The 17,370-nt window shown below is 72.3% G+C and carries 15 protein-coding genes; 4 read left to right on the forward strand and 11 right to left on the reverse strand.

Features of this window, described 5'->3' with window-relative positions; translation table 11 throughout:
* Nucleotides 1-17 precede the first annotated feature (17 nt).
* Entirely contained in the window at nucleotides 18-479 is a 462-nt protein-coding gene (locus tag ACFO6V_RS15640) for an SAV_6107 family HEPN domain-containing protein (RefSeq protein ID WP_377136770.1), read from the reverse strand.
* 100 nt (nucleotides 480-579) lie between these two features.
* Here ACFO6V_RS15640 and ACFO6V_RS15645 point away from each other — a divergent pair, with 100 nt between their 5' ends.
* Entirely contained in the window at nucleotides 580-1,602 is a 1,023-nt protein-coding gene (locus ACFO6V_RS15645; protein ID WP_377136771.1) for a spermidine synthase, read from the forward strand.
* A 138-nt stretch (nucleotides 1,603-1,740) separates the two neighbouring features.
* Here the strand turns inward: ACFO6V_RS15645 and ACFO6V_RS15650 are convergent, their stop codons facing one another.
* The 5 genes from ACFO6V_RS15650 to ACFO6V_RS15670 form a co-directional block, all read right to left on the reverse strand.
* A complete protein-coding gene (locus ACFO6V_RS15650) occupies nucleotides 1,741-1,944 on the reverse strand; it encodes a cold-shock protein (RefSeq protein WP_116674592.1) in 204 nt (67 codons plus the stop codon).
* 334 nt (nucleotides 1,945-2,278) lie between these two features.
* Nucleotides 2,279-3,208: a proteasome assembly chaperone family protein gene (locus ACFO6V_RS15655; RefSeq protein WP_377136773.1), complete on the reverse strand. Its 930-nt coding sequence runs from the start codon at nucleotides 3,206-3,208 to the stop codon at nucleotides 2,279-2,281.
* Nucleotides 3,209-3,363: 155 nt separating this feature from the next.
* Nucleotides 3,364-3,783 carry a response regulator gene (locus tag ACFO6V_RS15660; protein WP_116677634.1) on the reverse strand — a complete coding sequence of 140 codons (420 nt, stop codon included), beginning with the start codon at nucleotides 3,781-3,783 and terminating at the stop codon, nucleotides 3,364-3,366.
* 94 nt (nucleotides 3,784-3,877) lie between these two features.
* Nucleotides 3,878-5,527, reverse strand: a complete 1,650-nt coding sequence (locus tag ACFO6V_RS15665; protein WP_377136775.1) for a sensor histidine kinase — start codon at nucleotides 5,525-5,527, stop codon at nucleotides 3,878-3,880.
* Nucleotides 5,524-6,906 carry a PP2C family protein-serine/threonine phosphatase gene (locus ACFO6V_RS15670; RefSeq protein WP_377136776.1) on the reverse strand — a complete coding sequence of 461 codons (1,383 nt, stop codon included), beginning with the start codon at nucleotides 6,904-6,906 and terminating at the stop codon, nucleotides 5,524-5,526. Before ACFO6V_RS15670 ends, ACFO6V_RS15665 begins: the two co-directional genes overlap by 4 nt.
* Before the next feature lie 121 nt (nucleotides 6,907-7,027).
* Between ACFO6V_RS15670 and ACFO6V_RS15675 the strand changes: the two genes are divergently transcribed.
* On the forward strand, nucleotides 7,028-9,283 hold the full coding sequence (locus ACFO6V_RS15675; RefSeq protein WP_377136778.1) for a HelD family protein: 2,256 nt from the start codon (nucleotides 7,028-7,030) through the stop codon (nucleotides 9,281-9,283).
* Between the two features lie 154 nt (nucleotides 9,284-9,437).
* Entirely contained in the window at nucleotides 9,438-10,676 is a 1,239-nt protein-coding gene (serA, locus tag ACFO6V_RS15680; protein WP_377136780.1) for a phosphoglycerate dehydrogenase, read from the forward strand.
* Between the two features lie 74 nt (nucleotides 10,677-10,750).
* Here the strand turns inward: serA and ACFO6V_RS15685 are convergent, their stop codons facing one another.
* Nucleotides 10,751-11,947, reverse strand: coding sequence for a sulfotransferase family protein (locus ACFO6V_RS15685; protein ID WP_377136781.1), 1,197 nt, complete (start codon nucleotides 11,945-11,947; stop codon nucleotides 10,751-10,753).
* Nucleotides 11,948-12,118: 171 nt separating this feature from the next.
* On the opposite strand from ACFO6V_RS15685, the gene ACFO6V_RS15690 reads away from it, so the two are divergent.
* A complete protein-coding gene (locus tag ACFO6V_RS15690) occupies nucleotides 12,119-13,408 on the forward strand; it encodes a cytochrome P450 (RefSeq protein ID WP_377136782.1) in 1,290 nt (429 codons plus the stop codon).
* A 22-nt stretch (nucleotides 13,409-13,430) separates the two neighbouring features.
* Here the strand turns inward: ACFO6V_RS15690 and ACFO6V_RS15695 are convergent, their stop codons facing one another.
* From ACFO6V_RS15695 to ACFO6V_RS15710, 4 genes are all read right to left on the reverse strand, one after another.
* The gene (locus ACFO6V_RS15695) at nucleotides 13,431-13,937 is read right to left on the reverse strand and encodes a gluconokinase (RefSeq protein ID WP_377136784.1); all 507 of its coding nucleotides are present in this window, start codon (nucleotides 13,935-13,937) and stop codon (nucleotides 13,431-13,433) included.
* Nucleotides 13,934-15,373 (reverse strand): GntP family permease, encoded by a 1,440-nt coding sequence (locus ACFO6V_RS15700; RefSeq protein ID WP_377136786.1) that lies wholly within the window; start codon nucleotides 15,371-15,373, stop codon nucleotides 13,934-13,936. The genes ACFO6V_RS15695 and ACFO6V_RS15700 overlap by 4 nt, the downstream gene beginning before the upstream one ends.
* A gap of 101 nt (nucleotides 15,374-15,474) precedes the next feature.
* Complete coding sequence (locus ACFO6V_RS15705) at nucleotides 15,475-16,557, reverse strand: hypothetical protein (protein ID WP_377136787.1); 1,083 nt, start codon at nucleotides 16,555-16,557, stop codon at nucleotides 15,475-15,477.
* Between the two features lie 154 nt (nucleotides 16,558-16,711).
* Complete coding sequence (locus ACFO6V_RS15710) at nucleotides 16,712-17,338, reverse strand: hypothetical protein (protein WP_377136789.1); 627 nt, start codon at nucleotides 17,336-17,338, stop codon at nucleotides 16,712-16,714.
* Between the last annotated feature and the right edge of the window lie 32 nt (nucleotides 17,339-17,370).

Raw genomic sequence — 17,370 nt, forward strand, 5'->3', positions numbered from 1 at the left:
GGCCGCGTACGCGCCTGCTACGACGCCTCGGGCACCAGGGTCAGGCGCTGCGCGGAGAACCCGGCCTGCGGATCGACGAGCATCGCCACCTCGTCCCGGAAGTCCTCGGCGCACGCGAGCAGCTCGTCGGCCCGGGCGGGCTCCACCTGCTCCGGGCGGCCCGCGTCGACGGCAGCCCGCAGGGGCGCCCCCGCCGCGAAGTAGCCGGACCAGGCCGCCAGCTCCGGCTCGGCGTGCGCGAGCATGTCCCACACCGTCCGCGCACCGGAACGCGCCGACGGTCGCCCGCGGAGCGCCACGACAGCGGCCGCCGAACGGATCGCCGCGAGGTGCGCGTGGACGAACCGGTCCCCCGGGTCTGCCGAACGCGCCGCCTCGGCCAGCTCCGCGTCCGCCTTGCGCAGCAGGGCGCTGACACCTGGCGGGACCGGCACGAGCATCCGCGCGGACACGACGTCCCGCGCGCTCTGAGAGTGCATGGTGCCCATCTCGAACCTCCGATCGAACCCCTTGTGCGACACTATCGAACATACGTTCTATTCTGTCAAGCGAGCCGCCGACCCGGGAGAGACTGTCCCCATGGCCCGCCGCTCCGCCCGACGCAGCCCATCCTCCTCCGCACCACTGACACTCACCGCCGAGCTGCCCGTCGGCCCCGTACCGATCAGCACCGGCACCGCAGAGGTGATTCGCGACCCCGACTTCCCGCAGCGGGTGACGCTGCACGTCAACGGCGTGCCGAGCTCCAGCCTGGACCTGGCGGACCCGGGATTCCTCGACTTCGAGTACATGCAGCAGATGGCCGCCTTCGTCGCCCTGCTGCCGCCAGGACCGCTCAAGGTGCTGCACCTCGGCGCCGCCGGCAGCGCGTTCGCCAGGCACGTGGAGCACGAACGGCCGGGCTCACGCCAGCTCGGTGTCGACCTCGACGCCCGGCTCCTGGAGCTCGTCCGCGAGTGGTTCGCCCTGCCGCGCTCACCCCTGCTGCGGCTGCGCGCCGACGACGCCGGGCGGGCCCTCGCGTCCGCCCGCGACGAGTCCTACGACGTCGTGGTCCGCGACGTCTTCGCCGGGGACCGCACGCCCGCGCACCTCGTGGGCACCGGGTTCGCCGCCGAGGCGCACCGCGTGCTCCGCCCGGGCGGCGTCCTGCTGGTCAACTGCGCCGACAAGCCGCCCCTGACCACCGCCCGCCGCGAGGTCGCGAGCCTCGCCCAGGCCTTCGGGCCGGACGCCGCCTCCTCGGGCCGGCTCGCCGCCGTCGCCGAACCCGCGATCCTCAAGGGCCGCCGCTACGGCAACCTGGTCCTCGCCGCAGTCCGGGAGCTGCCGAAGGACCCTCCGGCGGCCCGCCACGAGGCGGCCCGCCACGACCAAGCCGGCCACGACCCCGCCCGCCACGACGGGGAGCCGCACAACGCCCCTCAGGGCGCCGCAGAGGCCCGCGGAGGGCGCGACGGCGACATCGTGCGGCCGGACCTGCGTGAGGCCCGCCTGGGGCGCGCCCTGCGCACGCTCGCCGTGCCGGCCACCCTGCTCGTGGGCGACGACGCCACCGCGTTCGCCGGCACGGCGGCACCGCTGGAGACCGCCGCACCCTGACCCGGTCGCCCGACCGGTCGTCCGACCGACCGGTCGTCCGACCGACCGGTCGTCCGACCGACCGGTCGTCCGACCCGGAAGCCGGCCCGGACGCGAAAAGGCCGCCACCCCGAAGGGCGGCGGCCTTTCACAGATACCTCAGAGCGGGACTACTGCTTCCGCCTGCGGACCCTTGGGACCCTGGGTGATCTCGAACTCGACCCGCTGGGCCTCCTCGAGAGACCGGTACCCGTTGGACTGGATCGCGGAGTAGTGGACGAAGACGTCGGCGCCGCCGCCGTCCTGGGCGATGAACCCAAAACCCTTTTCCGCGTTGAACCACTTCACAGAACCCTGCGCCATGCTGTCCTTCGACCTTCCGTCCGGGAACCGACGGCGGGCCCGATGCCCACCCCCGTGCCGCAATGCTTTCCCCGCTTGCTCACGACACGGCGGACGTGGCGTTGGTACGTCACTGCAACGTGCGACAGTGTGGCACGTACCACTCAAATGTGCCACGGAACAGGCACATTTCTGCCGCAGCTATGACACACCGGGCTCTGTATGCCCTGTTCAGACCAAGCCGGTGTGCGCCTCAGCCTCCGGCTCGGGCGCCCGCTGTGCGGCTCAGGCCTGCGGTTCCCGCGTGGGGCGCGCGACCTCTTGCTCGGCGCGCGCCCGACGCGGGACTCCCGGATCAGTCGCCGTTCTGCTGTGCGAGGAACCGTTCGAACTCCGCGCCGAGCTCCTCCGCGCTGGGGATCGGGGTGGTCTCCGCGAGGAGGCTCGGGCGACCCACGGAACGCGCGAAGGCGTCGTACTGCTCCTCGAGCGCCTTCACCACCGCCGCGATCTCGGCCGAGTCGGCGACCTGCTTCTCCACCTCGATCTTCGCGTCGGTGGCTGCCTCTTCCAGCTTGGGGATCGCCAGGTCGAGCCCGGTGGCCCGCTCCGTGTGGTGCAGCGCCACCACGGTTGCCGGCGGGTACTGCGCCTGGGAGAGGTAGTGCGGCACGTGGACCGTGAAGCCCATCGCGTCGTACCCCGCCTCGCCGAGCCGGTACTCCAGCAGCGCGGCCAGCGAGCCCGGCACCTTCACGCTGCCGAACCACGACGTGTAGTCGTCGACCAGGGCCGGCCGCGTCGCGTGCGCGGTCAGGGACAGCGGGCGCGTGTGGGGCAGGCCCATCGGGATGCCCTGGATACCGACCACGAGGCTGACCCCGAAACGCTCGACCAGCTGGATCACGCCGGCCACCACGCGTTCCCACTGCAGGTCCGGCTCCGCGCCGTGCATCAGCAGGAAGCCGGTGCCCTCGGCGTCCGTCACGTGGTCGATCGCGAGGTACGGCGCCTGGTAGTCCGTCCAGCGGTCGGAGTCGAAGGTCATGGTGGCTCGCTTGGAGCGGTAGTCGAGCAGCTGGTCGACGTCGAACGTCACCAGGCGCTCGACGCGGAACTCGTCGACGAGGTGCTCGACGGCGAGGTCGCCCGCGCTGCCTGCGTCCACGAACCCGCGGACCGCGTGCAGCAGTACAGGTCCGTCGGTGCTTCCGGGCACGCTGCGACCCAGCGTGCGTTCGACCGCTGCTTCGTCGACGTCGTAGATGCCCTGGGGGTCAAGCACGTGCGCTCCCTCGCTCGTCGGAGTGGTTCGGCGATCACCCGATATGACGGGTGCTCTGCTGAGGTCCAACGCCGCGACGCCCCGGTGTCTTCCCGTTACGCCCTCAGCGTCGCGGGAACCCTACCGAGTCGCGGAACCCACCGAGCGCAGGGACCCTACCGACCGGGCAGGCGCACCACGGAGACGAAGAACTCGTCGATCTGGCGGACCACGTCGATGAAGCGGTCGAAGTCCACGGGCTTGGTGACGTACGCGTTGGCGTGCAGCGAGTACGACCCGACGACGTCCTCCTGCGCGTCGGACGTGGTCAGGACCACCACCGGGATGTGCCGCAGCATGGGGTCGCCCTTCGCGACGGCGAGCACCTCCATGCCGTCCATCTTCGGCAGGTTGAGGTCCAGCAGCACCAGGTCCGGGGTCGGGGCCTTGGCGTACTGCCCCTGCTTGCGCAGGAACTCGAGCGCGCTGACGCCGTCGCCGACCACCGAGACGTTGTTGGGCACGCGGTGGTCCTCGAACGCCTCCCGGGTCATCAGGACGTCGCCCGGGTCATCCTCCACCAGGAGGATCTCCATCACCTTGTGACCGCTCACGCCCGTACCTGTCCCCTGGATTCGGCAACAACGGGACCCGTCGTCGCGACCCGCCGTCGGCCCTGGTCAGGCCGCCTCATCCGAGCGTAGTCGACTGCGCACGTTCGGTCGAAAGGCGCCCTCCGCCGGGCTGGCCCTGCCGCCTGGCGAGGGTGAACCGCACCATGGTGCCGCCGCCGGCCGCCGGCTCGATCCAGATGCGGCCCTTGTGGTACTCGACTATGCGTTTGACCAGCGAGAGGCCGATGCCGGTGCCCGCGTACTCGTCACGCGGGTGCAGCCGCTGGAAGATGATGAAGACCCGCTCCGCGTACTGGGCGTCGATGCCTATGCCGTTGTCGACCACGGAGATCTCCCAGTGCGCGCGCATGCTCCGCACCTCGATGCGCACCTTGGGCGCCCGTTCGGGGTCGCGGAACTTCAGCGAGTTGCCCACCAGGTTGACGAACAGCTGCTGCAGCAGCGCACGCTCACCGTGCACGACGGGCATCGGGTCGTGGACGATCTCGGCCTGCGTCTCCACCACCCGCTCGGACAGCTCGGACAGCGCGCCGGCCAGCACCGCCTCGAGCTCCACGTCCTCGCGCGGCACCCCGGTCCGGCCCACCCGCGAGAAGCTCAGCAGGTCCTGGATGAGGCGCTGCATGCGCTTGGCGCCGTCCACGGCGAACTCGATGTACTGGTCGGCGCGGTCGTCGAGGGAGCCGCCGTACCGCTTCTGCAGGAGCTGGGTGAAGCTCGCGACCTTGCGCAGAGGCTCCTGGAGGTCGTGCGAGGCCACGTAGGCGAACTGCTCGAGGTCGCGGTTGGACCGCTCGAGCTCGCGCGCCTGCTCGCTGAGCAGGCCGTGCGCGTTCTCGACCTCCTGGTGCGACAGCCGGATCTCCTCCACCTGGTGCACCAGCTCGCGGCGCATCGTCTCCACGTGCATGGCGAGCAGGGCGACCTCCCCCGCACCCACCGGACGGATCTCGCGGCCGAGCACGCCGCTGCTCACCACCCGCACGCCGGCGGTGAGCGTGGTGAGCGGGCGGATGACCCAGGTCTCAAGGGCCAGCCACATCATCGTGCCCATGAGCACCACGACCAGCACCAGGGCCACGACCGCGCCCAGCAGGAGCTGCTCCCAGACGGCCCGGGTCTCCATGATCTCGTCGCGCTGCGCGCCCAGCTCGGCCAGGTACCGCACGACGGCGACGCGGGCGCTGTCGTAGAGCGCTTCGCCGTCGGCAGATGCCGGCGCGGTGCCGATCAGCTCCATCCGGCACGCCATCTGGCCCGCCGGCGCCGCCTCGACGGCAGCCACCACCGGCTCGGCGTACTCCTCGAACCAGGCGTCGGTGCGGCGTACCGCCTCCTCGTGGGCCAGCGCCACCTCGGCGTCGGACGCGAGCTCGCGCCGTTCGACGTCGGCCAGGAGCATGATGCGGCCGCTCGACCCGACCGCCCGGGTCCAGGGTTCGAGCGCCGCGTCGTCGCACGTCGCGCGGTAGGCGCGCAGCGAGGCCTCGGCGTCGCCCAGCGCGAGCGAGGCGCGCTCGCCGTCGACCAGCGCGCGGGTGTACGGGCCGTCGGCCCTGGCGTCGAGGCTGCGCGACTGGACCAGGGCGAGCACAGCCACCGCGAGCGCGATGATGAGCATGGCAGCGACCGCACCCAGGAGCCGGGCGAGCCGGCGACGCATGGACACACCGGTGAACCGGTGCTCGTCCGGGACCAGCGTCATGCGCGCGACCACTCCACCGAGTCGGCGAGCGTCGACGTCCGCTCCGGCGGCCCCGTCGCCCCGGCGCCGGCCCAGCCGACGAAGAGCAGTGCGGCGTCGTCGACGAGGGGGCCGCCGTGCAGCTCACGGACGCGGCGCAGCACGCGGGTCACCACCTCGTCGGTGCCCTGGTCCATCTCGCGCTCCACGACGCTGCGCAGGCCGTGCGCCCCGAGCCGCGGCATGCGTCCGTGCGCACTGGGCGCCAGGACGGGCGTGCCCTTCGGATCGGCCCCGACCGCCGCCTCGACGAGCCCGTCCGTGTAGAGCACTGCGGTCCACACCTCGGGCAGCTCGACGGTGTGCGCCGACCAGCCGCCGTCCACCGGGATACCCAGGGCGCGGCCCCGCCGCACCGAGGGCAGCTCCTCGCAGTGGTGCGTCACCTGCGCCGCGGAGTCGGTGGAGGTCCGGGGCACCACCAGCAGCGGCGGCAGGTGGCCGGCGAGGTAGACGTCCATGCGTGAGCGGTCCGGCGAGATCACCGCCTGGCAGATCGTGACGAACACCTCCGGACGGCCCCGCTCCGCGAGGAGCACGCGCTCGAGGAGCGGCAGCACGTTGTCGGCGGGGGTGTCCGCGAGCACCAGCGTGCGCCACGCGGTGCGCATGGCGGCACCGAGCGCCGCCTCGTCGGGGCCGTGCCCCGCCACGTCGCCGATGACCGTGACGAGCGTGCCGTCGGGACGCTCCACCGTGTCGAAGAAGTCGCCCCCGAGCAGCCCGTTCCCGCCGGGCAGGTAGCCGACCATGACCGAGACCTTCTCGTCGGTGACCAGCTCCTTGGGCAGCAGCGCGCGCTCCAGCCGGGTGGTCTCGGCGGCGCGCACCTCGCTGCGGTACAGCGCGATCTGCTGGGCGGCGGACCGGCGGCGCAGCGTCGCGTAGCGCAGGCAGCGGGCGAGCGCGTCGCCGTCCACCTCGCCCTTGACCAGGTAGTCGTCGGCGCCGTTGGCGACGGCGGCGGCGCCGAGGTCGTGCGAGGTGTTTCCGGTCAGCACCACGACGGCGGGCTGGACGGGCAGGACGTCGATGCCGTCGATGACCCGGCGCAGGGCGCCCAGCCCTTCGGCGTCGGGCAGGCCCAGGTCGAGGAGCAGGCAGTCCACCGCGACCATCGAGAGCACCCCGAGCGCCTCGTCGACGGACCGCGCCCGGTGCAGCTCGGCGCGCAGGTCCGCCTCGACGTCGGCGTCGGCGAGCAGCTCGCTCACCAGGAAGGCGTCCGCGTCGTCGTCCTCGACGAGCAGGACCGAGATGGGACCGTCGATCCAGGCCGGGCGCACCTCGGGTCCGCGCCCGCTCCCGGGCCCCGCAGAACCTGCCCCGCCCAGTGCCATGGCGGCGATCCTATCCAGCGAGATGACGCTGTGTCAGCGGACAGGCCGAGAGGTGGGCGATAATGGTCGGCCGGTTGATTCTGACCGAGGTTTTTTCGCTGGTGAACCACGGAGGTATGGCGTGACGGGAATCGCGGGCGAGCTCGCCCACGAGCAGGCAGTCGTCGACACGATGTACGTCCGTCTGGACACCCTTCGGGGCACCACGGCGGACCGCCTGCGGGGGGTCCGCCTGGCGGGCGCCAGCGGTACGCACCAGAACCGCAGCGAGCGGGACGCTTTCGCAACCCTCTACGAGGACCGGGCCGCACAGCTCGACGCGGTGGAGGACCGGCTGGTCTTCGGCCGTCTCGACCTGGCCGACGGCGCCACACGGTACGTCGGGCGCATCGGGCTGACCGACGTCGAGCACCGCTCGATGCTCACCGACTGGCGCGCCCCGGCGGCCGAGGCGTTCTATCGGGCCACGGCGCTGCACCCGGGTGACGTGCACCGGCGTCGGCACCTGGTGACGAAGGGCCGGTCGGTGACCGGCCTGGAGGACGAGGTGCTCGACCTCGACGCCGAGATCGACCCCGACGCGCTGTCCGGCGAGGGCGCGCTGCTCGCCGCGATGGCCCAGGGCCGTACCGGCCGGATGTCCGACATCGTGGCGACCATCCAGGCCGAGCAGGACCGCATCATCCGCTCCGACCTCTCGGGCGCGCTCGTGGTCCAGGGCGGCCCGGGCACGGGCAAGACGGCGGTGGCGCTGCACCGCGCCGCCTACCTCCTGTACGCGCACCGGCGGCTGCTCGAGCGCTCGGGCGTGCTGGTGGTGGGCCCGTCCAGTGCGTTCCTGCGCTACATCGACCAGGTGCTGCCGTCGCTGGGCGAGACCGGCGTCGTGTCGACGACGGTCGGCGACCTCATCCCCGGCATCCGGGCGACCGCCGTCGACGAGGGGCAGATAGCCCGGCTCAAGGGTCTGCTCCTGTGGCGCAAGATCATCCGCCGCGCCGTGCGGGCGCGGGAGCGCGTGCCGGAGCACGAGACGCCGGTGCGGGTGGAGGGGCACGACTTCGTGATCCGCCCCAAGGACATCAGCGACGCGATCGCCCGCGCCCGCCGTACGCACAAGCCGCACAACCTGGCCCGCGGCGCGTTCGTGCGCGACATGCTCGACCGCCTCACCGACCAGTACCGCGACTTCACGGGCGGGCTCCTGTCGGGCGAGGACCGCTCCTCGGTGTTCGAGGACCTGCGCTCGGACCGCACGGTCCGCGTGGCGCTCAACATCGCCTGGCTGCCGATCACTCCGGAGAAGCTGGTCAGGGACCTGTACTCGAAGCCGCACCGGCTCGCCGAGGCAGCGCCGGAGCTGACCGCGCGCGAGCGGCGTCTGCTGTTCCGGGACGCCGGCGCGCCGTGGACGGAGTCCGACGTGCCGATCCTCGACGAGGCGTACGAGCTGCTCGGGGAGGACGACTCCGTGGCGCTGGCCGAGGCCCGCAACCGCGAGGCCGAGCAGGCCCGGGAGATCGAGTACGCCCGCACCGTGCTGTCCTCGACGGGCGCGGGCGACGGCCTGGTGGACGCCGAGATGCTCGCCTCCCGCTTCGCCGCGAGCGGTCCGTCGCTGACCACCGCCGAGCGCGCAGCGGGCGACCGCGCCTGGACCTACGGCCACGTGGTCGTCGACGAGGCGCAGGAGCTCTCCCCCATGGCCTGGCGGTCGCTCGTACGCCGGGTGCCCACCCGCTCGATGACGATCGTCGGCGACGTCGCCCAGACGTCGTCCGCGGCGGGTGCGCGCAACTGGGACCGCATGCTCACGCCGCTGCTGCACGACGGCTGGCGGCTCGCCGAGCTGACCGTCTCCTACCGCACACCGTCGACGGTCGCCGACACGGCCCAGGCCGTCGCGCGGGCGGCCGGGCTGCCGGTGTCGGAGCTGCGTGCGGCGCGCGACGTCGAGGGTTCCCTCACCGCCGTACGGACCGCGCCGGGCCCCGACGGCCTGCCGGACGACGACGCGGTGGTCGCCCAGGCGCTCGCCCTCGTCAAGGAGCTCGTGGGGCCGGACGCCGGGCGCGTGGCGGTCGTGGCGCCAACGGCCGGCGTCGCGCGGCTGGCCGAGGCCGTCGCCGCGGCCCTGCCCGAGGCCGTCGGCGCCGCCGAGGCCGCCCGGCTGGCGGCGCAGCGCCCGGAGGACGCGCAGGTCCCGGTGCTCGCGCCGCGGCAGACCAAGGGCCTGGAGTTCGACGCGGTGGTGCTGGTGGAGCCGGCCGCCATCGCCGAGGGGGCCGGCGCGACGAGCGACCTCTACGTGGCGATGACCCGCCCGACCCAGCGCCTGGTAGTGGTGCACACGAGGAACCTCCCGGAGGGGTTCTGACAGCTTCGCCGAAGTAGAGCGCTTGTCCAGACTGCGGACGGTTCGCCGGACGCAGAAGGGGACGAGCGCTCTACTTCGGCGAATCCGTCCCAGTGGGCGGGACGTGGGGGTCGTGCGTTTGTTGGTTCCCGTGTGCCTGGCGCACCATGGGTGCGTGCAGCGAGCCCTTCTCCTCGAGAACGTCCACCCCACCTCCGTCCCGATCCTGGAATCGGCCGGGTACGAGGTCGACTACCGCAAGGGAGCCCTCGACGAGGACGAGCTGATCGCAGCGCTCGACGGCGTCCACCTCCTGGGTATCCGGTCCAAGACCGAGGTGACGGCGCGCGTCCTGGCCGAGGCGACGAGCCTCGTCGGCGTGGGCGCCTTCAGCATCGGCACGAACCAGATCAACCTGACCGCCGCGGCGAACCGCGGCGTCGCGGTGTTCAACGCGCCGTTCTCCAACACCCGGTCGGTGGTGGAGCTGGCCATCGCCGAGATCATCTCCCTGACCCGCCGGATGACGGAGCGCGACCGCGCCCTGCACGCCGGTGTCTGGGACAAGTCCGCCGAGGGGTCGCACGAGGTGCGCGGCCGCACGCTCGGCATCATCGGCTACGGCAACATCGGCTCGCAGCTCTCCGTGCTCGCCGAGAACCTGGGCATGTCGGTGATCTTCTACGACACCGCCGAGAAGCTGGCGCTCGGCAACGCCCGCCGCGCGGAGACGCTCGACGAGCTCCTCGAGACCGCCGACATCGTGACGCTGCACGTCGACGGCCGCTCGGGCAACGCCGGGCTGTTCGGCGAGAAGCAGTTCGCCCGCATGAAGCAGGGCGCGATCTTCCTCAACCTGTGCCGCGGGTTCGTCGTCGACGTCGACTCGCTGGCCGAGCACATCACGTCCGGACACCTGTCGGGCGCCGCGGTCGACGTCTTCCCGGAGGAGCCCAAGAAGCGGGGCGACGCCTTCGAGTCGGTGCTGCGCAACCTGCCCAACGTGATCCTCACGCCGCACGTCGGCGGCTCCACGGAGGAGGCGCAGGAGGCGATCGGCCAGTTCGTGGCCAAGAAGCTCAGCGACTACGTGATGACCGGCTCGACGATGCTCAGCGTCAACCTGCCGAACCTGCAGCTCGAGCACACGGGCGTCGGCCGGATCAAGCTGCTGCACCGCAACGTGCCCGGCGTGCTGGCCACGGTGAACCAGATCTTCGCCGACCACGGCGCCAACATCGAGGGCCAGATGCTCGCCACGCGCGGCGACATCGGCTACGTGGTCACCGACATCTCCGACGTGACCGAGCGCGGCGCCTCGAAGAAGCTCCAGGCGCTGGAGGCGACGATCCGCCTCCGCATCCGCGACGCCTTCGAGCGCCCGGAGTTTCCGCCGGGCCCGGCCGCCCGCTGACCCCTCGTTGAGTGCGTGATATTTGCCCTTCTGACGCTGTCAGGAGGGCAAATATCACGCACTCAACAGTTTGATCAGAGGGTTGAGGGCGGGAGGTTGTACGACGCGAACGCCTCCGCCACCTTCGCCTCCGTCAAGGCGTAGCGTTCCAGCGTGTAGGCGTGCGGGCGGTGACCCGTGCGGTCGAGCGATGCGGCAAGGTTCGCGTCGTCCTGCTCACCCCACGTCAGGTCCAGCCGGTCGAAGACCCCGCGCAGCACCGTCTTCGGGTCCGCGAGCAGGTCGTCGTAGAGGACGTCGACCACAGTGGAGTCGGGGAGCTGCTCCCGCAGCTTGATCGCGCGCTCGACCCCGCCCGCGGAGATACCCAGCCACTCCTGCCCGATCCGGGCCAGGTCGATCCGGCCCGGCTTGATGTACATCGTGTGCGTCGCCTCGGCCATCGAGCAGCCCGAGGCGACGGCGGCCCCGGGCGCGCGGTGCGTCCAGACGAACCGTGCGTCCGGGAAGGCGCGCAGGATCTCCGGCAGCCGCCACAGGTCCATCGGGTGCTTGAGGACCCAGCGGTCCGGCGCCTCGCCCGCCGCGATGACCTGCAGGGCATCCCGGAGGAAGAGGAAGTCTGCGGTGAGGTCGGCGTCCGCCACGTAGTCCAGGTAGCGCGGCGCGGGCCCCCACGTCGCGAACATCTCCGTGTGGGCGCGCAGCATGAAGTCCTCCTCCTCGCTGTCGGCGACCAGCGGGTGCAGGTGCGCCCACGCGGGGCTGAGCTTCGCCACCGTCGCGAACCGCTTGCGGGCCTGCGCGATCAGCTTCTCGCGCTCCGCCTCCGGACGCGGCAGGCCGAGGTTGGTCATCTCCCACAGCTTGGGGCCGCGGTTGCCGGGACTGCGCGAGATCAGGTTGTACGTGAGCGTGGTCCCGGTCCGCGGCAGGCCGACGACGAACACCGGCGCCGTCACCGGCTCGTCGCGCACCTCGGGGTGCTTCGCCTGGATGTCGCGGACCACCGCGCGGTTGTCCAGCCGCTCCCGGATCTGCTGCTGGGTGCTCATCCAGCCCATGCCGCTCAGGTCGGGGTTGGCGGCGTGGTCGGCGAGGAGCAGCCGCAGCCCGTCGAGCGCGGCGAGGTCGTCGGCGCCGAGCGGGACGCGTCCTTCCTGGACCTCCTGGAGCAGCCGCTCGAAGACGGCGTCCGGGTCCTTGCGGGTGCGCATACCGGGTGCGAGCAGCACGTTGAGGAGTCGAAGCAGTGGCGTGGCCTGGGGCATGGCGCACATCCTGCCCATACCGGCGGGTGCCGACAAGCCGCCGGGCACCGGCCCGACCGGATCGTGACGGAGCTGTCTTGCCAATCCGGAGCCTCCGTCCACTAGCATCCGAAGCGAGTGCCTGTGCTCGGCGTCACACCGTCGCGCCGGGCTGTCGTCGAGAGGGGAATCGTGACCGCACGACCGCCGTCGGGCCCGCTGGTACGGCTGGGTGACGTCAGTGACCGCACGCTCCTCGTGGAGACGACGGCGGCCGCCGACGCCAGCGAGGTATACGAACGGCTGCGGCTCCGGTGGGGAACGGTCGCGCCGGTGGACCTGGAGCCGGGCGTGCCGGCCTGGCTCGTGCTCGGCCACGACGAGGCGGTGGGTGTGCTGCGGGACGACCGCACCTTCATCAAGGACCCGTCGATCTGGCACGGGCACGCCGAGAACCTGCTCGGCCCGCAGTCGGCGCTCCATCTGGTGCTCCCCCGCGCCCCGAAACCGACGCTCGCCGACGCCGACGGCGCCAAGCACGCCCGCATGCGGCCACCCGTCGACGACGCGCTGGGTCAGGTCGACGAGGCCCGGGCGGGCGCGATCACGCGCAGGCTGTGCGGGATGCTCATCGACCGCTTCGAGGACCGCGGCCGCGCGGACCTGGTCGCCGAGTACGCGGCGGTCGTCCCGTTCCTCGTCCTGTCCGAGCTCGACGGGCTCGAACCGGGACAGGCCCAGCGCCTCCAGGAGATCACGCGGGCGATCTTCGAGTCCGGCGCCGCGGCGCGCGAGCGAACCGTCGAGCTGCTGGAGATCGTCACCGGGCACATCGCCCACAGCAGGGCGCTCGGCACCCGCGACATCGCGGGGATCCTGGCCGTGCACGACAATTTCGAGAGCGATCTGGAACGGGCACAGACCCTGACCGCCATCACGCTGGCGGCCAACGAGTCGCTGCTGGCCTGGATCGCGCAGACGCTCGCGCTGGTGCTGAGCGACTCGCGCTTCTCCCACCGGGTCTCCGGGGGCCGGCTGCACATCGACGACGCCCTCGACGAGGTGCTGTGGCGCTCGACGACGAACCCCAACCTCATGCCGCGGTTCGCCACACGCGACGTGACGATCGGCGACAAGCTGATCGAGCGCGGGGCGGCGGTGATCGTCGGTGTGCACGCGGCCAACCACGACTCGCAGGTCCAGAGCGCCGACCCCTGGGACACCGTGGGCAACCGGGCCTACCTGTCGTTCGGCGCCGGTCCGCACCGGTGCCCCGCGCCGCGTCTCGGGCGGGTCATCGCGCGGATCGCCGTCGCAGAGCTGCTGCAGCGCCTGCAGGTCACTCTGGTCGGCGACCCCGACAAGGTCGAGTGGGCGACCAGCCCGTGGATGCGCTTCCCCGCCCGGCTGCCCGTGACGTTCCCGTCGCCGCTCCAGCAGCCCGTCCCCGGCGGCTGGCCCCCGGAGGAGTTCGCGCTGTAGGCAACCGGGTCTCCGGGAAGCGTCACCCCGCCCGGACGGCGGCGAGGCTGGTCGCGATCACGACGTCGGCCGGCGGTGTGTCGTCGACGACGACGCCCGCCTCGTCCGGCTCCAGCGGCTCCAGCGTGTCGAGCTGGGACTGCAGCAGGGACGGCGGCATGAAGTGGGTACGGCGCCTCATCCTGTCGATCAGCACCTCGAACGTCGAGTCGAGGTGCACGAAGAACAGCCCGGGATGACCCTCGCGCAGCCAGTCGCGGTACACCCGGCGCAGCGCGGAGCAGGCGGTCACCGAGATCTCGCCCGCGGCGTCGAGCCGGGCGATCTCGTCGGCGAGCGAGCGCAGCCACGGGCGCCGGTCGTCGTCGTCCAGGGGGATCCCCGCCGACATCTTCTCGATGTTCGCGGCCGGGTGGAACGCGTCGCCCTCGACGAACACGCCGCCGAGCGCCGAGGCGAGCGCGCGGCCGACCGTCGTCTTGCCGGTCGCCGTGACGCCCATGACCACTATGTGCCGGGGCGCGCTCATCCGGTCACGAGCCAGAGCAGCGCGGCGATCAGGAAGATGGCGAGACCGAGAGTGGTCTCCAAGACGGTCCAGGTCTTGAGCGTCGTCTTGACGTCCATACCGAAGAACCTGCTCACGAGCCAGAACCCCGAGTCGTTGACGTGCGACAGGACGGTTGCCCCGGCCGCCACGGCGAAGACCAGGAGCGTGATCTTCACGTCGCTCAGGCCCTCCGCGACCACCTGCGCCGAGATCAGCCCGGCCGTCGTCGTCAGGGCGACCGTCGCGGAGCCCTGGGCGACGCGCAGCACCGTCGCGATGAAGAACGCCTGCAGGAGGATCGGCATGCCCAGGTCGGACAGCGCCTCGGTGAGCGCCGAGCCGATGCCGCTGGCGCGCAGCACGCCGCCGAACATGCCGCCGGCGCCGGTGATCAGGATGATCGAGCAGATCGGGCCGAGGGCGTCGTCCAGGATGCCGGTGGCCTGGCCCATCGAGAACCGGCCACGCGACAGCATCGCGAGCGCGACCAGGACGGTGATGAGCAGGGCGATCGGGGTCTGGCCGACCAGGGTCAGGGCGTTCGCCCAGACGGCGCCCTCGGGGACGATGCCCGCCGTGACCAGCGTGCTGACCACCGTGTTGAGCGAGATCAGCACCAGCGGCAGCAACAGGATGAACAGGACCGTGCCGAACCGCGGCGGCGCCTGGGTGGCGGTGGCCGTCGGCGCACCGCCCGCTCCGGTGCCCCCGTCTCCGGCGGCGTCCTGGTCCCTGCCGCCGTTCATCTGGCCGAACACGGCGGTCGGGATGTCGATGACGTACCGCGCGCTCAGGTAACGGGCCACGTAGTGGACGCCGAGGAACCAGGCGGCGACCGCGACCGGCACGCCCAGGAGGAGCGTGAGGCCGATGTTCCCTTCCATCAGGTCGGCGGCGGCGACCGGCCCGGGGTGCGGTGGCACCACGGCGTGCATGACGGCGAACGCCCCGGCCGTGGGCAGCCCGTACCGGAGGATGCCGCCCCCGAACCGGCGCGCGACGGTGAAGATGATCGGCAGGAAGACCACGAGGCCGGCGTCGAAGAAGATCGGGAAGCCGAAGATGAGCGCGGCGACGCCGAGCGCGAGCGGCGCGTGCTTCTCGCCGAACCGGGCGATCAGGGTGTCGGCCAGGACCTGGGCGCCGCCGGTGGTCTCCAGCAGCCTGCCGACCATGACGCCGAAGCCGACCAGCAGGGCCACCGAGCCCAGCGTCCCGCTGAACCCGCTCAGCAGCGCGTCCGGGACGTCCGCGATCGGGATTCCAGCCGCCACCGCGGTGAGCAGGCTGACGAGCACGAGCGCGACGAACGCGTGCATCTTGAGCCGGATGATCAGGAACAGGAGCAAGGCGACCGCAGCCGCCGCAATCAGGAGCAGGGTGCCCGCCCCGTAGACCGGTTCGATCTCGGTCATCACCGCCTCCTCGCGGTCCGTTCTGGCTCACACGATCGCCCCGACACTAGCAGGGTGAATTACGGCGACAAGGGAGGACCGTCGAGCGTTTTGCCAGGTGATCAGCTCGTGCGGCCGGGTGCCGCCAGGGCCTCGGCACGGCCCTCGGCGCGGGCCCGCTCGATCAGGCGGTCGAGCCTGGCCCGGCGTGCACGCAGCGCCCTGCGTGCGGCCCATGCGACGAGTGCGAGGACGAGCAGGAGCAGGAGGTGCGGCAGCGGCAGCGCCCATGTGGTGCCGCTGAGCGGTACGTCCGCCGGCGCCGCCACGTCCGGGCCGCCGTCGGGGACCGCCCCGCGCACCACCGTCTCGACGCCGAACGGCCCGAGCGGCCAGACCCCGGGCACCCGGGCCGTGACCTCGCGCCGGCCGCCGGGCAGCACCTCGAGCGCGTCCCCCGGCGCGGTGGACGCGTCCGGACCGCCGAACCGGCTGTCCGCACGGACTGCGGCCGAGGCGCGCAGCGCGACGGTGCCCTGGTTGACCACCGCGTACCGCACCACGACCTCCCCCGGCCCGAACAGGCCGGACCCCTGCGCGTACGACACGTCGAGCAGCTCGGCGTCCAGCGCGGCGGCCACCTCCCCCGGCGTCCGAAGGTTCACGCGGACCCCCACCCGGGAGTCGACCTGCATCTCCCCGCCCGAGCGCACGGACGCCGCGACGCCGGCCGGGTGGTCGCCGGGCACGGCGTCGGCGGGTGCCACCACCTCGAACGGCACCACCTCGGTCTCCCCCGGGCCGACCACCACCTCGTCCGCCACGGTGATCCACGCGCCGCCGTCGATGGGCGGGACGGAGGCCGGCCGCATGTCGAAGCTGCCGCGTTCGGTCAGGTACCCGTCGTTGGCCGACAGCGCGAACGTCACCTCTGTCGCGGAGTGGTTGCTCACCGCCACGTGGTCGACGGCGCGCTCGCCGGGTTCGAGCTCCAGGTCGACGACCCGGCGCCCGTCGGGACCCGACGCGTCGGCGGGCACGACGGACCAGGTGATGCGGTCGCCGTCCTCCGCTTGCGCTGAGACGGCGGGGACGGCGGCGGGGCCGACCGCGGAAGCAGGTGCCGACGCCACTGCCGGGGCCGGGGCGACCAGCGCCATGGCGGCGAGGGCGACGACCGCCCTGATCACCGTGGGGATGCGCATGTACGGGCCTTTCTGGGGTGTCCGTCGAACGGGAAGCCGGGTGCGGCGTCGGCACGCCCGGCAATGACCTGTCAGACGCTCGGCGAGGTGTCAGACGCTCAGGTCACCCGGGTGACCTGAGCGTCTGACACCTCGCCGAGCGTCTGACAGGTGGTCAGCCCTCGAAGAGGGAGAGGGTCAGGACCGAGGAGTACTCGCCCGGGGGCACGTCCGCGGGCGTGCGCAGCGTGAGGTCCGCCGTCACGTCCCACGGGCCCGCCTCCACACCCGCGGCCCACGTGGACAGCAGCAGCTCCTGCCCCTCGAGGCCGACGGCGGCGCCGCCCGAACCGTCAGGGAGGACGCTGGAGACCGGCTCGCCCGCCGCCACGTCGCCCGAGGGCGACGGGGTCAGCAGGCGCGGCGCCCAGCCGAGGTACTCGGGCCCGATCGGCGCGCGTCCCTCCGCGGTGAACTCGCTCGCCTGGCCGACCACCGCCCAGTAGGCGCCCTCCGGGATCTCCCCGGCGTCCCGCGTGTCGGCGACGGTCACCGTGGGCAGGGTGCCCACGAACTGCCGGGCCTCGGCGTCTGAGCCCTCCTCGGAGAGGACCACACCGTCGTTGGGTGCCACCGACATGCTCAGGGCGCCCGGCGTGTTGTCCTCGATGGTCACGGACAGGTCGACGCCGGTGGGGTCGTCGGCGGCCGCCGCGGTGGTGGCGAGGCCACCGACCGTCGCCGCGACGGCCATACCCGCCGCTGCCGCTGCGATCCGCTGGGTGGTTCGGCTGTTCATCATCTCGTCTCGTCTCTTCTCGTCAAGCCTTCGTG

Origin of the sequence: Promicromonospora alba (assembly GCF_042654905.1) — a bacterium.
GTDB lineage: Bacteria > Actinomycetota > Actinomycetes > Actinomycetales > Cellulomonadaceae > Promicromonospora > Promicromonospora alba.